A 22,219-nucleotide genomic window follows, 5' to 3' on the forward strand; every position below is an offset into this window, starting at 1 on the left:
TTGGACTACTTGGAAATATTGTAGGAGAAAAACGCCCACAGCCTTTTGTAGAAGATACAGCTGTTCCTCCTGAGAATTTGGCAGATTATATTTTAGAATTTAGAGCTTTACTCGATAGTAATGGTCTAGACTATGGAATGTTTGGACATGTGGATGCTGGTGTTCTACATGTACGACCATTATTAGACATGAAGGATGCCCATGCAGCAGAGTTAGTTCAATTGATTAGTGATAAAATAGTTGATCTTACTCATAAATATGGTGGTGTAATTTGGGGTGAACATGGCAAAGGTCTACGTTCAGAATATGCCCCCATTTTTTTTGGTGAATCATATCCATTAATTCAAAAAGTAAAAGCTCTTTTTGACCCTTTAAATAAACTTAATCCAGGTAAAATAGCAACACCTGATACTCAACCAAAAGCAAATTTGATCAAATTGTTAGAAGCTCCATTAAGAGGAAACTTTGATAGACAAATTGCAAGAAAAGACTGGCAAAAATTTTCCACGACGATGCATTGTAATGGCAATGGTGCTTGTTTTAATTTTGATGTAGATGATCCAATGTGTCCTTCATATAAAGTGACACGTGATCGCATCCACTCTCCAAAAGGTCGTGCAACATTAATCAAAGAATGGTTACGTCGTGAAAACTCAGAAGAACAAAGTCAGGAATTTGATATCGAAGTTTATGATGCATTACATGGTTGTTTATCGTGTAAATCTTGTGCTGGTCAATGCCCAGTGAAAGTGGATATTCCTGATAGTAAGGCACGATTTTTACAAAAATATCATGAGAGATATAGACATTCAATTCGTGATTATTTAATTAGTAATCTTGAGCGCTTTACGCCACTAATGTCTCATTTTTCTGCCTTATATAACTTTTTTCAGAAAATGAAATTAGTTCAAATTGTTCAACGAGACTTATTTAAAGTAGTTGATATCCCTTTATTTCATAGTCAAGCCAAAGCAGATTTATCTGAACTAGGTGCTATTTTACTAAATAACGACTTATCAAACTTACCTAAGTCATCAGATAAAGCGGTAATTTTAGTCCAAGATGCATTTACTCGGTATTTCGATACACCTGTATTTATTGAAACAATTCAATTTATTCGTAAATTGGGTATACAACCTTGTATTTTGCCATATTTCCCAAATGGTAAACCTTTACATGTTCATGGGTTTATTAGAGAGTTTGAAGACCTCAGATTAAAAGCTTCTTTACTGCTGAATAAAGCTGCTCAAAGCGGCATTCCTTTGGTGGGGATAGATCCAGCAATGACCTTAGTTTATCGACAAGAATACAAAACTCAATATGATGGTGAATTACCAGAATATTCTTTTAAAGTCTTAATGTTGCAAGAATGGCTAAAAGAGTGGTTACAATCACATTCGCTACCGCCTTTACCAATCATTTCTAGTCCAAAATATATTTTAGCAAGTCATTGTACTGAGCGTACACAAGTACCTGCATCGACTGAACAATGGCAATTTATTTTTAAAGCTTTTGACATTGAGCTTGAAACAGTGGCTCTAGGATGCTGTGGCATGGCTGGAACTTATGGTCATGAGGCTGAACATCGCCAACTTTCTACGCAAATTTATCAACAATCTTGGCAGGAAAAACAAATTGAATATGGACTAAAATTTCTTGTCACAGGTTATTCTTGTCGCAGTCAGATTAAGCGACTTCAGCAGGAACAGCCTCTTCATCCTATTCAGATTCTGAATCATAGACTTTAAACTATTTAATTTCAGCCTGCTATTGCTTATATCCTCGGGCTAAATCCCGAGTTTTATACTTCAATGGATAAAATAAATTTCAGATCGCTTTGTCAGCAACAAAGCTATTTGATTAAAAAATCAATTGATCAATATCGTTTTTAGTGCATTAACTAATCGCATATTATCATTCAATGTGCCAATAACTAATACGTAAATATTGATTGATTCTTGGCTGATTAAAGTGCCTAATTAAGATATTTTGTTGCTTTAATTGTTGTGCAAGATGTTTTGCATCTGTATTTGGATGATGAACAAAAATGAAATTTGCCTTAGATGGAAGAATTTGAAATCCTAATTGCTCTAGTTCATGAATTAAGAACTCCCTGTTCTCAATAATTTGTTGACAACATTGTTCAAAATAACTTTGGTCTTCAAAAGAGGCTGATGCTGCTGCAATGGCAATTTGGTCAACTGTAAAAGAGTTGAAACAGTTTTTAACACTATCTAAAGCATGAATAAGATGAGCTTGGGCGATTGCAAATCCAACTCTTAATCCTGCTAATGAGCGAGATTTAGAGGTCGTTTGGCATACAACTAAATTATCATAATGAGGAATAAGTTCAACTGCAGACTGTGCTCCAAAATCTATATAAGCTTCATCAATGACCACTACACTGTTCTGATTTAATTTTAAAATTTCTTCAATTTGCACTAATTCGAGAGCAATTCCAGTTGGAGCATTTGGGTTTGCGATAATAATACCGCAATTTTCTTGATCATAATCTTGAGGTTGTATCTGAAAATTTGCATTTACAGGTATAGCAATTGCATTCAAACAATAAAACTGTTTGTAAACAGGATAAAAACTATAACTAATATCTGGGTACAGAATAGATTTAGCTGGGTGGCTAAAGAAAGCTTTATAAATAAAGGCTAATACTTCATCTGAACCATTTCCTACAAAGACCTGATTAATATCTACATGTTGTTGTTGTGCAATGTTAGCTCTAAGCATTTTTACATCAGGATCTGGATATAATCTTAAACAATCTGCTGAGTTAGAAAGGAGTTGTTGTATGGCTTTAGCAACTTGAGGTGACGGAGGATATGGGTTTTCATTGGTATTGAGTTTTAAGGTATAGTCATTCTTTGATTGTTCACCAGATACATAAGGCTGTAATGTACGTATATTAGGACTCAAAAAACGTATAGGATCTGAGCTATATTGATGATCAATAACTTCCATTACAAAGACTCCTGATTCTACTAAGTTCAATTGAAAACAATGTAATTATAAAAGAATAGAGTTAATGTGGATGAATAATTTAAATTCCATTTACGATGAAGATTATTCCTTTTTTTCATAAATTTCATAATCTTACTATGACATCGAGTTCTATTAATCAAGGAGATATATTGAAGTTAAAACAGGTCTACAACCTGTAATATGAGTCAATATTTGATTTGTTCAATGAAGTAAATAACAGCAACTCAATGATCACAAATGTTTGATAATGATGTGAGATAAGATCAATTGACTCCATTTCTGATAAAAAATTAACCTAGACTAGATTCGTGTTGATCATTCAGTATGATATAAGGCGTAAAGAAAGTAGAATTAGTGTTGGTGCTTTGATTTTATTATCTTGTTGTTTTTTATAAAATCAGTGTCAATACCTCCTAATACTCAGCATTTTATTTTTTGAATATATAAGTTTGAAATAAAAATCCGCAGCTTAAATTTTGATTCTTTAGCTACGGATAAATTTAGAGCCCTAAACACATATATTTGATTTCTATATAATCTTCAATGCCATATTTAGAACCTTCCCGTCCAAGACCAGAGGATTTAATTCCACCAAAAGGAGCAACTTCTGTTGCCAAAACTCCAACATTAACACCAACCATTCCATATTCTAGAGCTTCGTATACATTCCAAATTCGACCAACATCTCGCGAATAGATATAGCATGCTAATCCAAACTCAGTATCATTGGCTGCTTCTATCACATCCTGTTCTGATACAAATTTAAAGACAGGTGCCACAGGTCCAAAAATTTCTTCTCGGGCAACTCGCATATCTACATTCACATTTGTGAGTAAGGTTGGCTCGAAGAAAGAACCACCTAACGAATGTCGCTTGCCACCAACTAAAATTTCTGCCCCCTGATTGACAGCCTCATCTACTAAAATTTGCGTGTTTTGTGCTGCCTTTTCATCAATCATCGGACCAATAATTGTTTCAAGTTCAATCCCATTGCCAACAGGTAATGCAGCAATACGTTGAGCAAATTTTGTGACAAATTGCTCATAGACATCTTCCTGTACATAGAAGCGATTTGCACAAACACAAGTTTGTCCTGCATTACGATACTTTGCAATTAAAGCACCCTCGACTGCAGCATCAATATCTGCATCATTAAATACAATAAATGGTGCGTTACCACCTAATTCCATGGTGACTTTCTTCATGGTTTCAGCACATTGCCGCATGAGCTGAATACCAATCGGTGTCGACCCTGTAAATGATAATTTACGAACAATAGGATTTGAGGTTAGTTCACCTCCTATTTCACTAGACTTACCCGTTACAACATTGATTACACCAGCTGGAATACCTGCTTGTTCAGCCAATGCAACTAATGCTAATGCAGAATATGGGGTTTGACTTGCAGGCTTTAGTACCATTGTACAACCAGCCGCTAATGCAGGCGCAGCCTTTCGTGTAATCATTGCTGATGGAAAATTCCATGGTGTAATTGCAGCGCAAACGCCTATAGGCTCTTTTGTAACAATAAGACGGCGACCTTTTTGATTTGATGGAATTACATCCCCATAAATCCGTTTACCCTCTTCTGCAAACCATTCTAAGTAAGAGGCAGCAAAACTAATCTCACCACGTGACTCAAATAGAGGCTTGCCCTGTTCCATCGTCATAATTTTTGCAAGATCTTCCTGATTTTCAATAATTAATTTATGCCAAGCTAATAGTTTTCGCGCTCTTTCTTGAGCTGTTAGATTTCTCCATTCGGGTAAGGCACGTTCAGCAGCTTCAATCGCTAACTGAGTTTCCTTAGTTCCCATATTTGGAATTGTACCAATTTTTTCCTGTGTTGCAGGATTAAAAACATCAACATTGAGACCAGAAATTGCATCACACCACTGACCATCAATAAAACATTGTGTTTTAAATAAAGTAGTATTAGAAACTTTCATTATTGTAAGTCACTCATCAAAGTTCGTTATGAATAGCACAGTGATCTGCATGACTGTGCTTTGTTCTGTTTAACGTGATGCAAGTGCATTTTCACGAATTTGCGTTAAACTCATTTTCGGTGTTAATGCTTCAGGATCAATTTGAATTTCAATTAAAGAAGGTCGTCCTGAATTTTGGCAGCGCTCAAATGCTGGAACAAACTGCTCAGTTTCGTTCACAGTTTCTGAATGAAAACCAAACGCAGCAGCAAATACAGCAAAGTCAGGATTAAATAATTCTGTACCTGACACACGTCCAGGATATGCACGCTCTTGATGCATACGAATTGTTCCATACATTCCATTATTTACAACAATAACCACTAAATTTGCACCATAATGAGCTGCAGTCGCTAATTCTTGACCATTCATCAAGAAGCATCCGTCACCAGCGAATGCGATAACCATTCGTTCTGGATAAGTTAGCTTTGCTGCAACTGCTGCTGGTACCCCATATCCCATAGAACCATTGGTTGGACCTAGTAATGTTCTGAATTTACGGTGTTGATAGCCACGGTGTATCCATCCCGTATAATTACCAGCACCACAAGTTAAAATACTGTCATCTGGTAATTGTTCATTGAGCCATTCAATAATTTTACCCATTTGTACTGAACCAGGCGCTGTTGGAAATGTACAACCTTCCAAATATTCCTCATTCAATGAATGCACTAGGGTATTGAAATATGATGGCTTAATTGCTGGTAATTCAGCTAACTGAGCACTTATTTTCTGCATCCCAGCATTAATACCTAAAGTTGGTTGATAAACTCGACCTAACTCCTCAATACCTAAATGTACATGTACTAATTTTTGCTTTGGTGTTGGAATATCTACTAAGCTATAACTACCAGTCGTCATTTCACCCAATCGCGCACCGAGTACAATTAAGAGATCTGAATTTTTAACCGCATTTTGTAGAGCTGGTCCAGCAGCTAGCCCCAAATTACCAATATATTGTGATAATTTATTATCCACTAAATCCTGACAACGAAATGATGCTGCAACTGGTAAATTCTGAGTTTCAATAAATTGACGAATATTTTCTACCGCAGCTTCATTCCAACCACCACCACCTAACACTACTAATGGTTTTTCTGCCTCTTTAATTAACTGTTGTAATTCAAGTAATTCTGCATTAGATGCTGATGGCTCGATATGTTTTGCAGGTAGTGCATCTGCAACATGGACAATATCTGTCAACATATCTTCAGGCAGTGCAACGACTACTGGACCCGGTCGACCATTCATAGCACGATAGAAAGCTTGATTAATCAATTCAGGTAAACGCTTTGCATCATCTACTTGAACAATCCATTTAGCCATTTCACCAAACATTCGACGATAATCAATTTCTTGGAAAGCTTCACGATCGATTTGATCACGAGCAACTTGCCCAATAAACAGAATCATTGGCGTTGAATCTTGAAATCCCGTATGAATACCTACAGATGCATTTGTAGCACCAGGACCACGTGTAACAAAGCAAATACCCGGTTTACCTGTAAGCTTGCCATAAGCTTCTGCCATATAAGCAGCGCCACCTTCTTGGCGACATACAATTAAATCAATATCTTCTTTTACATCATGTAAGGCATCTAATACCGCTAAGTAACTTTCACCAGGTACACAGAAAGCTCTTTCAACACCATTTACCAATAAGGCATCAACTAACACCTGACCGCCTGTACGACCAACTTTATTTTCAATAGTCATTTATAATATCTCTCAATCAGGTTTTAAATTACAGAATCTTCAAGGAATGGACGATTTTCAATGACACGTTGGAAAGAAAGTGGACTTAAATCTAAAGCCCGGTAATTACCATAAGTAATAAGCTCACTTAATCCACGCCCGATCGCTGGAGCTTGTTGTAATCCATGACCACTAAAGCCATTACAGAACAAGAAGTTATCTACTTCATTATGAGGTCCAACAATTGCATTGTGATCTAAAACACAATAGTCATAATGACCTGCCCATGAGTTTACGACTTTAATTGCTTCAAATGCGGGTACACGTTCAGCTAAGATTGGCCATACTTCTTCATCAAATTCTTCATGCAATACGCCAAAGTCCTCTGGATCTACTTCTGGATCAACCTTAGGATAAGTGCCCCCTAAATAGAACTGACCTTCTGGACGGAAAAAGACACCTGTTGGATCAATTGTTAAAGGGACATTCCCCTCTAAGGGTGTTCGGCATGCAAATACAAAAAGTGAGCGACGACGCGGTTCAACCGGAATTTCTAGTCCTGCCATGCGAGCAACTTTAGCTCCGCGTGTTCCCGCACAATTGACTAAAGTTCCACAACCGACCACATCACCATTTTTAAGGCATATACCTTTAATCTTATTGCCCTCTCGGATGATATCTACAACCTCATTCTCGATATACTCAACTCCCAAAGAGCGTGCTTTGCGACGGAAACCATTTACCATTCCATAGTTATCAAACCAGCCCTCATCAGCACGCCCAAAAGTTGCACCTTTAAGACTTTCGGTATTCACCCATGGGAATTTTTGTTTTAATTGCTCAACATCTAATAAATCAATTTGGGCACCATTCTCAATTTGTGTGTTATGCAAACGCTTAAGTACATCAAATCCTTTATCATCAGCTAAGAATAAATATCCATTCTCATGAAAAGTTAAATCTGGCTTATCATCATCAACTTGCATAGTTTCATGAAAATTACGGATAAAATCAGCACCGTATTTTGAAATTTGAATATTGATTGGGTTAGAAAACTGTACACGAATTGAACTACTCGATAACGCAGTTGCAGATTGTGCATAGGTTGGATCACGCTCAATTACTAATATTGAACCATTAAAATCTGGATTATTTGCAAGAAAGTACGCAGTAGAACTACCGTTTACTGCACCACCAACAATAATGACATCATAGTTTGGTTTTTTTGCTGTTGTAGCCATGGCTATATTCACCTTAAATCTTTTTCTGAATGTTATGTCTTATCTTCAAAATGACCAGCACCCGCAAATGCACCACCGTGATAACGTGCTGCTGCATCATTCGGATCTAAAGGTGGATGATTTGTAAATACTTTCTCTCGGTAATTATCAGCACTATCTTCAGGAATGTATCCAAGCGAAGATGCAAAACGGTTGTCCCATAACGTTTCACGATTATTAGACATACCATATACAATCATATGTGCCACACGAGGTGCCTGCATTGCCCTCACTACAATTTGAGTAAAATCCTTAAAAGATAACCAAGTTGCTAGCATTCTTCGATCAAGAGGCTCTTCAAATGAAGAACCGATACGAATATTGACTGACTCAATAGCAAATTTATCCCAATAATAACGACCCAAATCTTCTGCAAAACATTTACTCAAACCATATAAACTATCAGGACGATGAGCAACAGTCGCATCAATAGTTTCAGTACGATCATAAAAGCCAATAGCATGATTTGAACTGGTATAAATAACTCGTTTAACACCATGTTGGCGTGCTGCTTCATAGATATTGTATGTACCGCGAATGTTACCTTGTAGTATTAGTTCAAACGTGTTTTCAACAGGTACACCACCTGCATGAATAATTAAATCAACGTCTTTGGCTAAAGGTAAAACATGTTCAAAATCTGCCAAATCACAACAGATACCCTCTTCATGTTCAGCTAAATCACCCAAAGGTGCGATATCCGTTAATCGTAAAATCTCGGCATAATCTTTCAAAGCCTCACGCAAAACACGCCCTAAACGTCCTGCCGCACCTGTAATTAAAATTCGTTTGAATTGTTTAGCCATGTTATGTACTCCAAATGTAATTTATACGAGTGCTGCTAGTGCAGAACGCAATTGCGTTAACGCTTGTTGCAGTTTTTTCTGGGATGTTGCAAATGACAAGCGAATATAAGGTTCTATCCCAAATGCAACGCCAGGTATAGTTGCTACTTTTCCTTCTTGTAGTAGATAGTTAGCTAAATCGGTATCATTTTTGATTACATCACCCTTAGGCGTTTTTTTACCAATAAATCCTTCACATTTAGGAAAAGCATAAAACGCACCTTCTGGCATCTTTAATTCTAATCCTTTGATTTCGGAAAGAGCTTGAGTCACCATCTGACCACGTTCACGGTATTCTTTTGTTGATTCAGCAATGAAATCTTGAGGACCGTTCAAAGCAGCAATTGCAGCCTGTTGAGATACTGAAGAAGGACAAGTTGTTGTTTGAGACTGCATTTTATTCATTGCAGCTATTAATTCTTTTGGTCCTGCAGCATATCCTAGACGGAAGCCAGTCATTGCATACGCTTTAGAAACACCATTTACAATTAATGTGCGGTTTTTAAGTGTAGGACATGCTTCTGCGAATGAAACAAATGGCTTATCACTCAATATGATATGTTCATAAATTTCATCAGATAAAATGAAAATATTCGGATGACGCTCAAGTACCTTTCCTAATGCTGCTAATTCATCTTTACTATAAATTACACCTGTCGGATTACTTGGAGAATTCAACATTATCCAACGCGTTTTAGAAGTAATTGCTTGTTCTAACTGTTCAGGTTGAACTTTAAAATTTTGTTCAGTTCCACATGATAAAACCTTTGGTACTCCACCATTTAGTAAAGCCATATCTGTATAAGAAACCCAATATGGTGCTGGTGTAATGACTTCATCACCCGATTCTAAGGTCGCTAAGAATGCATTGAAAATAATTTGTTTAGCGCCATTCCCAATACAAATTTCATCTTGAGAATAATCTAAGTTATTATCTCTTTTAAATTTTTCTACAATTGCATCACGAAGCTCGGAATAACCATTTGGTGCAGTATATAAATGATGCCCATCAAGCATTGCTTTGTATGCAGCATCTACCACATGAGTGGGTGTGGAGAAATCTGGTTCTCCTAAACTTAAATTAATAACTGGCTCACCTGCTGCTGCCATCTGTTTTGCTAAAACAGAAACTACCATACTTGGGGAACTCTTTACTTTTTGTACTCGAGTACTTTGAAATTGCATTATTTTTCACTCCCTACAGGTATATAACCATAATCTGCTTCAGCTTGCTCTGGGCTGATATATCCGAAACGCACATCACGCTCCACCGACTCCCATGGGCGTTTTCGAGGGTCACCATATCCCCCTCCGCCAGGTAAACTTAGTACTAGACGACGATTGGAAGGCACTTGTTGTTGACCTTTTCCACGTAACACAGTGCCATCATCTAATCCTACAAATCCTTTTGTGCCATCTAAACCACCTTCACGTCCCCGTGCTGGATAGTTAATACGGTCAAACATTGCACTAAAACGGAATTCATAGCCTTCTGAAGCTGAGATCTCAATTTCTTGACCTAGACCACCACGTAAAGTACCAGCACCACCAGAACCATTACGGAATTCTTTACGCCAAACAATAACTGGACCTGCATGTTCTGTTGCTTCAACAGGCATTGTATGTACACCACTTGGGAATGCAGTTGCGCTTAAACCATCAAGGTTCGCACGAGCTCCCATGCCACCACTATTGAACATCAACATTTCTGAATTACGACCATTTGGGTTCGTTGCCAGAGGACGAACACTCATATGTAAGTTCCAAAGGGCGCTTGCACCTTCAGCTGGCACAGATCCAGGTAAACATTTATGTAATGCGCCTAGGACAAGATCAGGTACAAAGTGACCTAAAACATGACGTACTGATACTGGAGCGGGATGTTTAGCATTTAAAATACAACCTTCTGGTGCAACGACTTCAAAAGGCTCAAGGGATGCTGTGTTATTTGGAATTTCTGGTGCCAAAATACATTTCAATGCATAACAAGCATAGGCTTTGGCATAACCTAAAGGCACGTTAATACCAAACTGACTCATGCCTGAAGTGCCTATAAAATCAGTTAAAATACCATCTGGTCCAACTGTTAATGTCACTGAAAGTGTCACTGGTATATCGTAGCCATCAAGTGTCATACTATTGGTATATTGACCATGAGGTAGAGACTTAAAACAATCTAAAGTTGCTTTACGGCTATGCTCCAAAATAAAACCACCAATCATGTCTAGATCATTCAGATTGAACTCACGTAACATATCGATTAAACGTAAATGACCAGTTTCATTACATGCTGACAGTGCATAAAAATCACCAATGACACGATCATTCTCACGTACATTATGGCGAATAAGATTCACTAGATCTTTATTAACCTTGCCACGTTCAAACAACTTCATCACAGGAATAAATAGACCTTCTTCATATACTTCACGAGCATCTGGACCAAAACCTCGACCACCAATATCTACGACATGTGCAGTACTAGCAAAATAACCAATCAACTTACCTTTATAAAATGAAGGAGAAACAATCGTAATATCATGTAAATGACCTGTACCCTTCCACGGATCATTGGTCACATAAACATCACCTTCGTAAATATTATCTGCACCAATGTCATTAATAAAATGAACAACAGCTTCAGCCATCGTATTCACATGACCTGGCGTACCTGTCACAGCCTGAGCAATCATTCGCCCCTCGCGATCAAATACACCTGCTGATAAATCACCGGCTTCACGCACACTTGTAGAAAATGCAGTTCGAATCAGTGTTAAAGCTTGTTCTTCAACCACTGAAACTAGACGGTTCCACATCACCTGCATTTGAATATCAATTAAATTTGTTGTCATTGTAATAACCTCTAATGCATTCCCTAGCGCTTAACAACCAATAAGCAACCGTCTGGTTGAACAGTTGCAGTGAATGAAGATGTAATAAATGTAGAAGTCTCTCGCTCAGTAATAATCGCAGGACCATCGATCTGAGCCCCAATATTTAAATTTTCTCGCTGATAAATATTTGCATCAATAAAATCACCTTGAACCACATCAAAGACTTTACGTTGTGCTATTGGCTCAGCTTGATGTGTTGCCTCAATCTGTTCCACTGGTACTACAGGAGCAAGAGGAGAGCTTGCTTTGACAGACCAACTCACAATCTCAACATCAGGACCTTCAATTGGTCGACCAAAGAATGTGGTATACGCTTGTTCAAAAGCATTTTTAAATGCTGCCCCATCATCTTGATTAAATGTTTTAAAACCTAATTGGACAGGAATTTCCCAACCTTGACCGACATATCGCATGAAGGCAGTACATTCTTTCTCAACATCCCCTTCAGGCATCCCTTGACGTAAGAAACCAATAGCTTCTTGTGTCATATCATCAATTAGATGATTGATTTGTTTAGCATCAAATGTTGAAAGACGTACAAATGAACTACGCACTGCTTCATAGCCAAAAGGTGCGCGTAAAAAGCCTATTGCAGAACCAACACCCGCACCTGCAGGAACAATAAAGCGTGATACTCCCATTTTTTCACAAAGACGTGCTGCATGTAGTGGACCTCCACCCCCAAAAGTAATCATAGTGAAATCTGAAATATCTTTACCACTTTCCACAGCATGAACACGACCAGCATTTGCCATATTTTCATCTACAACTTCGCAAACACCGTAGGCAGCAGTTTTTGCAGTCAGCTGTAAAGGATTACTAATTACTCTAGCCATAGCTTCATCTGCATTTTCTTCTGAAAGTAGGATTTCTCCTCCCGCAAAATTATTAGCATCTAAACGACCCAATAAAAGGTTCGCATCTGTAATTGTTGGCTCACGCCCACCACGGTTATAACAGGCTGGACCAGGTTCAGATGCTGCACTATGTGGTCCTACACGAATTTGGCGCATACTATCAATACTGGCAATTGAGCCACCACCAGCTCCAATTTCAACCATCTCTACAACAGGAATTGAAATTGGCATTCCACTTCCCTTTTTGAAGCGATAAGTTCTGGCAACTTCAAATGTTTTTGCAGTTTTTGGTACTTGCTGTTCAATTAAACAAATTTTTGCTGTTGTTCCCCCCATATCAAATGAAACAACTGAATCAAGTGAATATTTTCGAGCAATATCTGCTGCAAATATTGCTCCACCAGCAGGACCTGACTCTACGAGGCGAACTGGAAACTCTGCAGCACTTTCTACAGAAATAATCCCACCACCAGAATGAATCATGAATACTGGGCATTGAGCGCCTTCTTGTTTTAATACCACAACTAAACGATCTAAATAAGACTTAATAATCGGTTTTACATAAGCATTTGCACACACAGTATTGAAACGCTCAAATTCACGCATTTGTGGAGAAACTTCACTTGAAATCGAAATTGAGACTTGTGGTAAACGAGCAACGAGAGCTTCACGCAACTTACGTTCATGCTCTCCATTCATGTAACTATGTATAAATCCAATAGCCACACTCTCATAGTTACCTTGAGCAATTTTTTCAACAACATCATCTATATCTTGTTGTTGTGGTTCGATTAACACATTACCATCAACACCAATTCGTTCTTTTAACGTATAGCGATGTTCACGCTCAATTAATGGTGGTGGCAATGAAATATTAATATCATACTGTTCAAAACGATTTTCTGTTCTCATCTCAAGAGTGTCACGAAAACCTTCAGTAGTGATAAATGCAGTTTTTGCACCTCTCCGTTCAATCAATGCATTAGTTGCTAATGTTGTACCGTGAATTAATTGATCAATGTCTGCTAAATTTACACCTGCGATCTTAGCGACTTGAGACACACCTTTTAAAATTGCACGTTCAGGGAGTTCGTAGTCAGTAAGGACTTTTGTCGAATGGATGACTCCATTTAAATCCAAAGCGATATCGGTGAATGTTCCGCCAATATCAACACCAACACGACAGATTGAAGTCGTCATCGTTCTTACCTTTTTTTAAAGTTAATTTCTTATTAGCTAATACCGAATAGCTTAAAATCAAAATAATAGTTGAGTTAAAATACGTCAACACAGTTTAAAATAATAAAATGTATTTTAATTAATCAAAAAATAACAATAAAATCAAAATATAATATTAAAATTCAATAACTTAGTTTTTTAAAAAATTATTATAATATTGTTTTTTGTTTAAAAAATAGCTCAAGAAAATAAGTTAATACATCATTCCTAATTTTCTCTTGATATTTAATAAAAAACAATTACACTAAAATAGTTTTTATTTATACATATTGATTTATTCATTTATATTAAAATATTTTATAAACTGTATTCTTATTATAAAAATAATACAATTAAAATTAAACAATTGATTTGTATTCTATATTTTTTTTAAATTAAATATGATATAAAAAACATTTATACTATTTTCAAAATATTAGGATAATACTTTTTTGACAGCATTACACTGGAATAAATGCATTAAGCTACATATTTTATTAAATACAGATGGCAAAGGGTGCTATCAAATTTTTTTTGATCCGCAAGCATTTTCAGAGGATAGATTATGCAAAAGATGACTTCAAGAACATATCCTTCCACTATGTCACTTCGGTGTTTTGAAGCTTCAGCCAGATATTTAAGTTTCACAAAAGCAGCTCAAGTGATGCATATGACACAGAGTGCAATTAGTAAACAAGTGGCTCATTTAGAAGATAGTCTAAATATTCAACTCTTTGAACGATCATTACAACGCTTACAACTCACACCTACAGGAAAACTATTTTTAAAAGAAACACAAATTATTCTAAATCAAATAGAAATATCTGTCTTAAATGTTCTCGCACATCGTAATGAAGCAGATACTTTGAACCTTGCAGCTCATCCTACATTATGTTCGCGTTGGCTTATTCCAATTTTAAAGGGTTTTAGTGACACTAACCCTCAGATTCATTTGGAGTTTCAAGAGCAAATCAGCTCTTCAGATATTGATATTAGTCAAATTGACATTGCTTTTTTATATGGAAATGGTGTCTGGCGTGATATGACGAGTATCAAGTTATTTGAAGAAATCTGTATTGCGGTAAGTGCACCTGACCTAATGAGTACACCATTAAACAAAATTGAAGATTTCCAAAATTATGTACTCATTCAATCTCGTGCAAGACCGCGGGCTTGGGATGAATTCTTTCAAGCACAAGATTTCAGTCATGAAAAAACGTTTATTGGTCCAAGATTTGATACATTTTCAGCATGTGTAAACTCTGCAGTTCTTGGCTCAGGAATCGCATTAATACCTAAGTTTTTTGTAAAAAAAGAACTAGAAAATGGTGAATTAGTGCAAGTTTGGCCATACGAAATGCAGACAAACAGATCTTATTATATGGTTTATCCAACATCTATGTCGCAAACACCTAAAATTACTACCATGACTCAATGGATTAAAAATCGACTCGAATCTGATTGATTTTATTAAATAACTAATATTATGCAGCAGTCTTTTTAAATGGAAATTTCAAAATAGACTGCTGTCAAAAAATTTAGATAAAACTTTTTTGAACTCTCTACTGATGATAAATAGCTCTGTATTTTGTCATATTTACCTTGTCTTCTACCCTAATTTTTAGTGATGATGAATGACTTCATTTCTACTTGGGAGTAACATACGCTTCAAAGAATAACGTCCATTAGTTCACTAAGACTATTTGTTCGCCATATGTTTATCCCATTCAATCTGAAAATCATGTGCTAATTTATCTAATTTGGTAGCCTTTAAATTATTGATGAGTAATTGTTGTGCTTCAATAAATGCCTGATCCAAAGCTTGATTTACGACTAATTCAACCAAACAATCAGGTTGTTTATTTTCGTTGCCAATCGCAAAAATTGAAGGCTCACCCACTGCTACATAAATATCATACAAAGAGATCTCACTTAAAGATTTAACCAAGCTCCAGCCACCCCCAGGTCCCTTCTCTGAATCAACAAATCCATGTTTCTTTAAGCCTGACATCGTTCTACGTACAACAACAGGATTCGTTTCGAGCATTTCTGAAATATAATCTGATGTGAAAGGTTTATCTTCACGAGCCATATGTAGAAGTACATGAAGCATTCGAGAAAGTTTACTGTCTTTACGCATATTTAAATCTAGAGCTAAATGGATGGGATAGATTGTAACATTAAAAGTTTCATATCAATTTTAAAAATGATATAGTAACTTTTGAAGTTACATATTGAGTGTCTTTGGAATGAACTATGAAGTTGTAATTATTGGTGGTAGTTATGCAGGTCTTTCTGCTGCATTGCCTTTAGCTCGTGCTCGTCGTCAAATTTTGATTATTGATGCTGGACAACGTAGAAATCGCTTTGCAGAGTATTCACATAACTTTCTCACCCAAGATGGTCAAGCTCCTAATACAATTGCTGAAGAAGCTAGAGAACAAGTTAAAAAATATTCAACTGTTTCATGGTTGTGTGAAACTGTAACGGATGTAAAAGCTGTAGATGGACAGTATGTGGTCTTTGCTGGCGAGCAACAGTTCCAAGCAGAAAAAATCATCATTGCCACAGGTATAAAAGATGAACTCCCCCAAGTTGAAGGCTTAACAGAACGTTGGGGTAAATCGATCTATCATTGCCCTTATTGTGATGGATATGAACTTAATATGGGTGAAATCGGTGTACTTGCATCGGGTATGCATTCATTACATCAAGCCTTGATGTTGCCTGATTGGGGAAATACAACATTATTTTTAAATGATGCTATCAAAACTGAACAATTAGATGATGAGCTGTTAGCAAAACTATCTAAGCGTCAAATTGTCATTGAAACTCGTCAAGTTGCTCGTATTGAAAACCATTGTGATGTCGTGTTTGTAGATGAAGAACGTACAACTTTAGATGGTTTATTCGTTTCTACAGTTACTCGTTTACAAGCAAATTGGATTCGGAATTTAGGCTTAGACATTGATAGCAATGAATATGGTGAAGCGATTAAAACCTCTCCTGCAAAAGAAACCAATATCAAAGGTATTTATGCATGTGGCGATGTGACTCGCTCTGGTGGCTCTGTTGCTTTATCTGTAGGTGATGGTGCAATGACAGGAATTGTGGCACATAAGTCTTTTATTTTTTAATGAATTGTACTCAACTCCCCATCTATAATCCTGTGAAACAGTGTTTCTCGTTAGATGGGGATGGATACGATAATCTCCATCATTGAACTTAATCAGGTCAATTTTCCAATCTTGGTATTTATACTAAGTTATTCATTTACTCAAAAAAAGCATGAAAGAGGTTTTAATGAAAGCTAACTAATACCGTAATACTGATCAATTAAGCAAAATTATGAGATAAATTTCTAAGAATCTCCCTCCTTTGAAAAAGGTGAGAAGCACTGCTTCGCAAGGAGAGGATTAAAAAAGCTTAACTGACTGGCATTAGACGAATGCCATATTTATCCAAATAGTGAGCAAAGCGTGTTAATTGAAAAATACTTTGGCTACGCTTGGTTTACTTACAATGCAATGTAGCATCAAGAGGTGTAATAATATGATTACATAGGGCGCATAGATTCCCCCCACGATAACCAACGGTTTAGTAAGGGGAGTAGGTCAATCTTGCAACATATCATCATATTTTATACTAAAAATAAATGTTGAAATGGGTTCTATAAATAGTTCTATTTTAGTTAAAATTCCCCAATGACCTGCTTCAATTTCAGTATTTTTATACAATGCATCTACGGTATCTTCTATTCCCAACAAAAAATGTTGTGGTACAAATGGATCATGACGCATAGATAGCACATGCACTGGTACTTGAGTGATACGATGCTTTTGAGAAATCAGTGAAGAAAATAAATTTTTCCGATAAAGTTCCAATCCATTGATTCCATTTCTCAATTGATGAGATGAAGAATGCTGAAGCTGTTGGTCTTCAATTTTAGACAGCAACTTAGTCCAATGCTTATTTAAAAAAGCATTCCAACTCAATTCAGGCAATATTGGTAAATTGAAAAACCCCATATAACTTGATGAAATCATTTGTTTAATGGCTTTCCACTGCTGTTGTGGCTGTAAACTCAATAAATGTTGCCTAAACCATGTACCAACATGATCCAAACCTGGTGCTAATGCTGTGTAACTTTGAATTTTTGTTTGTAAATCATGATCAAAAACAGCTTCCCAACCCTGTAACGCCCCCCAATCATGCCCTAAAAGATGTACTTTACGTTTAGGGCTAACCTTTGAAATTACATAGTTCAAATCGGATAATAAATACTGAAATTCATAGCCCTTACTGGAAATAGGAGCAGTAAAATTTCCTGTGCCACGCACATCATAACTAACAACATGAAAATTGTGAGAGAGTTTCGCTGCCATTTTATCCCATACACTAGCATCATCAGGATAACCATGTATGAGAATAATCGTTTCAAATTCTGGTGAGCTTTCACCCCATTCATACACAGATAATTGAACATCATCTGCCATAATCATTTTTTGTGTTTTTAAATTCGGTTGCTGAATTTTTTGTATTGTCATTTATGATGCCTTCCTTTGCTCATAAGCTTTTACTGCTGGCGAACGGTGGATATAATCCAAAGCCATTTGCGTAGAAGCTTCGTAAAATGGATGATAATCTTTAGCAAAAAAACTTCGAGAAGTCGTCACAAACCACGATATACTCGGAATAAGCTCTTGCTTACTGGCATTGCGCCACTCTTTCCAAAAACCACGACGTAATATACTTCTTTGCGTTTTCGGTATTTTCTGATCTGTTGCAGCTAAGTTTACTGTTCCCTTCACCATGATAAAAGTAAAAATAGGAACAAATATCAACATCAAACCACTGCGCATAGCATAGTTGTCTTGACTTAAATACTGATACAAATCAAAGGCAACTGCTCTATGTTCAACTTCTTCTGCACAATGCCAAGTAAATAAATCACTCACCTCAGGATTAGCTCCTTTTTCTTCCCAACGGGCGGTTTCGATCACATATTTACCCAATGCACAAGTATAATGCTCAATTGTGGCAACCAAACCTACACGTAGGTTTAACCATTCTCTTTCAAAACGTTTAGGTAACTTTATTCCCAAAGGCTGATCTGCCAAGAGTCGATCAAATAACTTGAATGACATTTCATATTGTTTTTCAATATCTACGCCATAGCGTTTTAAATATAATTCTATAGATTCTTTATGTGCCTGAGCATGTATAGCTTCTTGACGTATAAAGGTTTTAACATCTGCTTTAAGCTTTTCGTCGTGAATATAGGGCAACGTTTTATTAAAAATACGACAAAAGAAATATTCGCCACGAACAAGGGTGAAACTAAAATGATTAACAGCATGACTTGCTAAAGCAGACTGAGGAATCCAATGTAAAGGTGTTTTTTCCCAATCAAAACTGACTCGGCGCACAGTCATTGGCCAGAATGTTTTTGAGGATTGATTGAGTGCTTCTCTATTTTCCATTTTTATCACCATGACTCTATCAGCATTATATAAGTTCCTTTTTAGAACTAACACAAGCCTATCAAGTTCTAAAAAGGAACTCATATAGCCTCATAATCCTCATTTATATCTTTTCAGGTCATTCCATTCATAAAAACAGTATCGTTCAATCAGAATTGTCTATTAAACGATTCCAAATTCAATTAAACCAACACACCATCATTCAAAATTATTATTTTTCATTTTCAGGAAATGGAATAAGCTGCATCTGCTTAGGGTCAATTTTTTCATGACAACAGTCACAAGTCATTTCAGGTCGAGTAAAATGACCACAATTTTTATGTTTATATTTTACTTCAGGAAATTCTTGATTTTCATTTTGCCATAAATTACCCCAGCTACTGAATGCCAAAATAATGGGATATAATGCTAATCCTTTTTCAGTTAATTTATATTCATAACGCTTAGGTGCTTCATTATATAAAACTTTTTCAAATATATTATGTTCAACCAAGCGTTGGATTCGTTCAGTTAAAAGATGTCGAGTAATCCCAAGTTCACGTTGAAAATCATCAAATCGTTTGGTTGACATAAAAGCATTACGAATAATTAATAGTGTCCAGCGATCTCCAAGGATCGATAAGCTTCTTGCAATTGGGCATTGCAATTCTCCGAGTTCGTGCCATTTCATTCTATTTCTCCTCAAAAATTATCATAACAGGTACAGGATTGTCATTTAAGGACAAGTTTACTTTAAAGTTTCAATATTAGATTGACAATAGCCTCTATCATTGCCTATTTTAATTATAAGTTCCTTTTTAGAACTTACAATTTATAATGGAGATAGACTATGTCCTCATCAATTGCAAAAAAAGAAATAAAAAAAGCGCCTACTTCATTTCCTGTACGACGTATGGATTATGAATTTTTTGCAACACCTAAATACTGGTGCAACAATGATCCAGCTTTTACCCATTATTTTACAGGGTTATCGGCTTTATTTCCTGAGGGTGAGTCATACTTTGTTCGTTCTGTACGTGCATTAAGACCTCAAATTAAATCAAACCCTGCACTTGATCGTGATATTGGAGCTTTTATTGGGCAAGAAGCGATGCATTCTAAAGAACATCATGCATTTCATGTCAGTGCCCAACAGTATGGTTTAGACCCTCAGTCATTGGAGAAAGCCACAGGCGTTATTCTCACGACTATAGAAAAAATATTCCCTAAAAAATGGAATTTACTGGTGACTGTTGGTCTGGAACACTATACCGCTGTGCTTGTGGTAGAAATGATGGAGACAATTCACAATTTAATTTCAGATCAAACTATTAAAAATTTATGGTTATGGCACAGTATTGAAGAAACCGAACACAAAGCTGTTGCTTATGATATGTATGAACATTTATATGGTAAAGGTCTAGATGCCTATATCCCACGTGTTACTTTATTCACTTTTAGTATGGTATTGGTTACGCTCTTTTCGAATGTATATCAATTTGTCCTCATGTCAAGAGATGGACAACTGTTGAACCTAAAATCGTGGTTAAAGTTCACTGCTTTTTCAGCATCAGAATATCGTAAAATTATTCCTAAATTAATGACTTATTATCGTAGAGACTTTCATCCTAACCAGACTGATGAAACCTTACTGGTTGCAGCAACCAAAAAACGAATCAACCTCGATACAATCACTCGTAAACTCAACTAAAGCTCATTTTTTTTAATTAATCAAAAGTAAAATATTGATAAAAAGGATATTTATATGAACGTAAAAGACATGACAGGCTTGGAAATTATGCAAGCATTTAGTAAAGGACTTATTCCACCAGCAGGTATTGCACAAAGCATTCCTATGCAGCCAGAAGAAGTTGAATATGGTCGAATTGTATTTAGTGCAATCGCTGATGAACGTCATACCAACCCAATGGGCGGCGTGCATGGTGGTTTTGCAGCAACAGTACTCGACTCAGTCACAGGCTGTGCGACACATACTCTGCTACAAGCAGGTGAAAGTTATGGAACAACTGACCTTTCGATCAAAATGTGCCGTCCTATGCCATTTAAGACGAAATTATTTGCAGAGGCAAAAGTGATCAATGCAGGAAAAAACTTAGTAATTACAGAAGGATATTTAAGAGATGAAGAAGGTAAGCTTTATGCTTATGCCACTGCAACGAATATGATTATTCGTCGTTAATGTATTTTTTATTTGTTTAAGATTTATTTTTAGTTCAGTTCAATGAACAGCTAAATAAAATCTTTTCTTCATTTTTTTGATTTTTAAAATGACTTTGTGGATTTATTTACAAGACTGACATCATTATTTTTTTCTTTGATTGAAATGTAATTATGCCGAGTCATTGATAAAACAAAATATCTAGCTTCACAGATTAAATAAAGGGTTTACGCGCTTGATCAGTAAACCCTATTTATAAGCCAATAATAGAAAATAGTTCTATATCTATATAGCTCATTTTTTCAAACTGGAGTTTATATGTTTCAATTGAAGCCAATATATGACCACTCTTTTTTTGATACAGCACTCTATACGTGGTCTTTTGATGTTGAACTTGCTGCAAGTGCAGATACGGTATGGGATGGCTTAACAACTCAAATCCCTCTTTCATGGTGTAAAAATATAAAAGGTCACTATATTTCTGCACCACCCTATGGTGTAGAGACAAAAAGAATAGCAAAAATTGCAAATATTCTTAACTTAAAAGAAAACTTTTTTTATTGGAACAATGCTGAACGTAGACATTCATTTTATGTTGAAACCATGAATGTGCCTTTTTTTGAATCCTTTGCAGAGGATTATCAAGTGACCGCCATAGAAGGTGGTTCTAGATTAAGATGGCGTTTTGCGATTGAACCAAGATCAGGTTTTAAGCAATTTGTTAAAGTGAATAATATTATTAATGAACTCATTTTTAAATCATTTATCAATGATACGAAGAAATATTTTGGTGAAAAAAAATAA

18 protein-coding genes and 1 pseudogene are annotated in these 22,219 nt (G+C 36.2%); 7 read left to right on the plus strand and 12 right to left on the minus strand.

Annotation, left to right across the window (positions count from 1 at the left end; genetic code table 11):
* Positions 1–1,748 (plus strand): FAD-linked oxidase C-terminal domain-containing protein (locus C9E89_RS08665; protein WP_171405109.1); only part of this gene is annotated, 1,748 nt, incomplete at its 5' end.
* Between the two features lie 120 nt (positions 1,749–1,868).
* Here C9E89_RS08665 and hisC read toward each other — a convergent pair.
* The 8 genes and pseudogenes from hisC to C9E89_RS08705 all read right to left on the minus strand — a co-directional run bounded on the left by hisC (position 1,869) and on the right by C9E89_RS08705 (position 13,756).
* Positions 1,869–2,976, minus strand: a pseudogene (hisC, locus tag C9E89_RS08670) (histidinol-phosphate transaminase).
* Positions 2,977–3,497: 521 nt separating this feature from the next.
* Complete coding sequence (locus C9E89_RS08675) at positions 3,498–4,949, minus strand: NAD-dependent succinate-semialdehyde dehydrogenase (protein ID WP_265935923.1); 1,452 nt, start codon at positions 4,947–4,949, stop codon at positions 3,498–3,500.
* A gap of 66 nt (positions 4,950–5,015) precedes the next feature.
* Positions 5,016–6,701: a thiamine pyrophosphate-binding protein gene (locus C9E89_RS08680; RefSeq protein WP_107007856.1), complete on the minus strand. Its 1,686-nt coding sequence runs from the start codon at positions 6,699–6,701 to the stop codon at positions 5,016–5,018.
* Positions 6,702–6,724: 23 nt separating this feature from the next.
* Entirely contained in the window at positions 6,725–7,921 is a 1,197-nt protein-coding gene (locus C9E89_RS08685) for an NAD(P)/FAD-dependent oxidoreductase (RefSeq protein WP_107007857.1), read from the minus strand.
* 32 nt (positions 7,922–7,953) lie between these two features.
* Positions 7,954–8,766 carry an NAD-dependent epimerase/dehydratase family protein gene (locus C9E89_RS08690; protein ID WP_107007858.1) on the minus strand — a complete coding sequence of 271 codons (813 nt, stop codon included), beginning with the start codon at positions 8,764–8,766 and terminating at the stop codon, positions 7,954–7,956.
* Between the two features lie 21 nt (positions 8,767–8,787).
* Positions 8,788–9,990 (minus strand): pyridoxal phosphate-dependent aminotransferase, encoded by a 1,203-nt coding sequence (locus C9E89_RS08695; RefSeq protein WP_107007859.1) that lies wholly within the window; start codon positions 9,988–9,990, stop codon positions 8,788–8,790.
* On the minus strand, positions 9,990–11,657 hold the full coding sequence (locus C9E89_RS08700) for a hydantoinase B/oxoprolinase family protein (RefSeq protein ID WP_107007860.1): 1,668 nt from the start codon (positions 11,655–11,657) through the stop codon (positions 9,990–9,992). The genes C9E89_RS08695 and C9E89_RS08700 overlap by 1 nt, the downstream gene beginning before the upstream one ends.
* Before the next feature lie 23 nt (positions 11,658–11,680).
* Positions 11,681–13,756: a hydantoinase/oxoprolinase family protein gene (locus tag C9E89_RS08705; RefSeq protein WP_107007861.1), complete on the minus strand. Its 2,076-nt coding sequence runs from the start codon at positions 13,754–13,756 to the stop codon at positions 11,681–11,683.
* 619 nt (positions 13,757–14,375) lie between these two features.
* On the opposite strand from C9E89_RS08705, the gene C9E89_RS08710 reads away from it, so the two are divergent.
* Positions 14,376–15,239, plus strand: a complete 864-nt coding sequence (locus C9E89_RS08710) for a LysR substrate-binding domain-containing protein (RefSeq protein WP_228199008.1) — start codon at positions 14,376–14,378, stop codon at positions 15,237–15,239.
* A gap of 234 nt (positions 15,240–15,473) precedes the next feature.
* Here the strand turns inward: C9E89_RS08710 and C9E89_RS08715 are convergent, their stop codons facing one another.
* Positions 15,474–15,914, minus strand: a complete 441-nt coding sequence (locus C9E89_RS08715) for an Rrf2 family transcriptional regulator (protein WP_107007863.1) — start codon at positions 15,912–15,914, stop codon at positions 15,474–15,476.
* A gap of 109 nt (positions 15,915–16,023) precedes the next feature.
* On the opposite strand from C9E89_RS08715, the gene C9E89_RS08720 reads away from it, so the two are divergent.
* Both C9E89_RS08720 and C9E89_RS24140 read left to right on the plus strand, forming a co-directional pair.
* Positions 16,024–16,911 carry an NAD(P)/FAD-dependent oxidoreductase gene (locus C9E89_RS08720; RefSeq protein WP_107007864.1) on the plus strand — a complete coding sequence of 296 codons (888 nt, stop codon included), beginning with the start codon at positions 16,024–16,026 and terminating at the stop codon, positions 16,909–16,911.
* A gap of 318 nt (positions 16,912–17,229) precedes the next feature.
* Positions 17,230–17,307: a helix-turn-helix domain-containing protein gene (locus C9E89_RS24140; RefSeq protein WP_407641422.1), complete on the plus strand. Its 78-nt coding sequence runs from the start codon at positions 17,230–17,232 to the stop codon at positions 17,305–17,307.
* Positions 17,308–17,388: 81 nt separating this feature from the next.
* Here the strand turns inward: C9E89_RS24140 and C9E89_RS08730 are convergent, their stop codons facing one another.
* From C9E89_RS08730 to C9E89_RS08740, 3 genes are all read right to left on the minus strand, one after another.
* Complete coding sequence (locus tag C9E89_RS08730) at positions 17,389–18,321, minus strand: alpha/beta fold hydrolase (RefSeq protein WP_107007865.1); 933 nt, start codon at positions 18,319–18,321, stop codon at positions 17,389–17,391.
* Positions 18,322–19,257, minus strand: a complete 936-nt coding sequence (locus C9E89_RS08735) for a metal-dependent hydrolase (RefSeq protein ID WP_107007866.1) — start codon at positions 19,255–19,257, stop codon at positions 18,322–18,324.
* Between the two features lie 211 nt (positions 19,258–19,468).
* Positions 19,469–19,927, minus strand: a complete 459-nt coding sequence (locus tag C9E89_RS08740; protein ID WP_107007867.1) for a winged helix-turn-helix transcriptional regulator — start codon at positions 19,925–19,927, stop codon at positions 19,469–19,471.
* Between the two features lie 159 nt (positions 19,928–20,086).
* Here C9E89_RS08740 and C9E89_RS08745 point away from each other — a divergent pair, with 159 nt between their 5' ends.
* From C9E89_RS08745 to C9E89_RS08755, 3 genes are all read left to right on the plus strand, one after another.
* Complete coding sequence (locus tag C9E89_RS08745; protein ID WP_107007868.1) at positions 20,087–20,947, plus strand: metal-dependent hydrolase; 861 nt, start codon at positions 20,087–20,089, stop codon at positions 20,945–20,947.
* A gap of 54 nt (positions 20,948–21,001) precedes the next feature.
* Positions 21,002–21,436 carry a PaaI family thioesterase gene (locus tag C9E89_RS08750; protein WP_107007869.1) on the plus strand — a complete coding sequence of 145 codons (435 nt, stop codon included), beginning with the start codon at positions 21,002–21,004 and terminating at the stop codon, positions 21,434–21,436.
* Between the two features lie 297 nt (positions 21,437–21,733).
* Positions 21,734–22,219, plus strand: a complete 486-nt coding sequence (locus C9E89_RS08755; RefSeq protein WP_107007870.1) for an SRPBCC family protein — start codon at positions 21,734–21,736, stop codon at positions 22,217–22,219.

The sequence above is a fragment of the Acinetobacter sichuanensis genome, from assembly GCF_003024515.2.
Lineage (GTDB): Bacteria > Pseudomonadota > Gammaproteobacteria > Pseudomonadales > Moraxellaceae > Acinetobacter > Acinetobacter sichuanensis.

Excerpts from the sequence above, each read along its gene's own strand:
- C9E89_RS08680 (WP_107007856.1), bottom strand. The coding sequence starts at position 6,701 with ATGACTATTGAAAATAAAGTTGGTCGTACAGGCGGTCAGGTGTTAGTT.
- C9E89_RS08685 (WP_107007857.1), bottom strand. The coding sequence starts at position 7,921 with ATGGCTACAACAGCAAAAAAACCAAACTATGATGTCATTATTGTTGGT.
- C9E89_RS08690 (WP_107007858.1), bottom strand. The coding sequence starts at position 8,766 with ATGGCTAAACAATTCAAACGAATTTTAATTACAGGTGCGGCAGGACGT.
- C9E89_RS08695 (WP_107007859.1), bottom strand. The coding sequence starts at position 9,990 with ATGCAATTTCAAAGTACTCGAGTACAAAAAGTAAAGAGTTCCCCAAGT.
- C9E89_RS08700 (WP_107007860.1), bottom strand. The coding sequence starts at position 11,657 with ATGACAACAAATTTAATTGATATTCAAATGCAGGTGATGTGGAACCGT.
- C9E89_RS08705 (WP_107007861.1), bottom strand. The coding sequence starts at position 13,756 with ATGACGACTTCAATCTGTCGTGTTGGTGTTGATATTGGCGGAACATTC.
- C9E89_RS08710 (WP_228199008.1), top strand. The coding sequence starts at position 14,376 with ATGTCACTTCGGTGTTTTGAAGCTTCAGCCAGATATTTAAGTTTCACA.
- C9E89_RS08715 (WP_107007863.1), bottom strand. The coding sequence starts at position 15,914 with ATGCGTAAAGACAGTAAACTTTCTCGAATGCTTCATGTACTTCTACAT.
- C9E89_RS08720 (WP_107007864.1), top strand. The coding sequence starts at position 16,024 with ATGAACTATGAAGTTGTAATTATTGGTGGTAGTTATGCAGGTCTTTCT.
- C9E89_RS08730 (WP_107007865.1), bottom strand. The coding sequence starts at position 18,321 with ATGACAATACAAAAAATTCAGCAACCGAATTTAAAAACACAAAAAATG.
- C9E89_RS08735 (WP_107007866.1), bottom strand. The coding sequence starts at position 19,257 with ATGGAAAATAGAGAAGCACTCAATCAATCCTCAAAAACATTCTGGCCA.
- C9E89_RS08740 (WP_107007867.1), bottom strand. The coding sequence starts at position 19,927 with ATGAAATGGCACGAACTCGGAGAATTGCAATGCCCAATTGCAAGAAGC.
- C9E89_RS08745 (WP_107007868.1), top strand. The coding sequence starts at position 20,087 with ATGTCCTCATCAATTGCAAAAAAAGAAATAAAAAAAGCGCCTACTTCA.
- C9E89_RS08750 (WP_107007869.1), top strand. The coding sequence starts at position 21,002 with ATGAACGTAAAAGACATGACAGGCTTGGAAATTATGCAAGCATTTAGT.
- C9E89_RS08755 (WP_107007870.1), top strand. The coding sequence starts at position 21,734 with ATGTTTCAATTGAAGCCAATATATGACCACTCTTTTTTTGATACAGCA.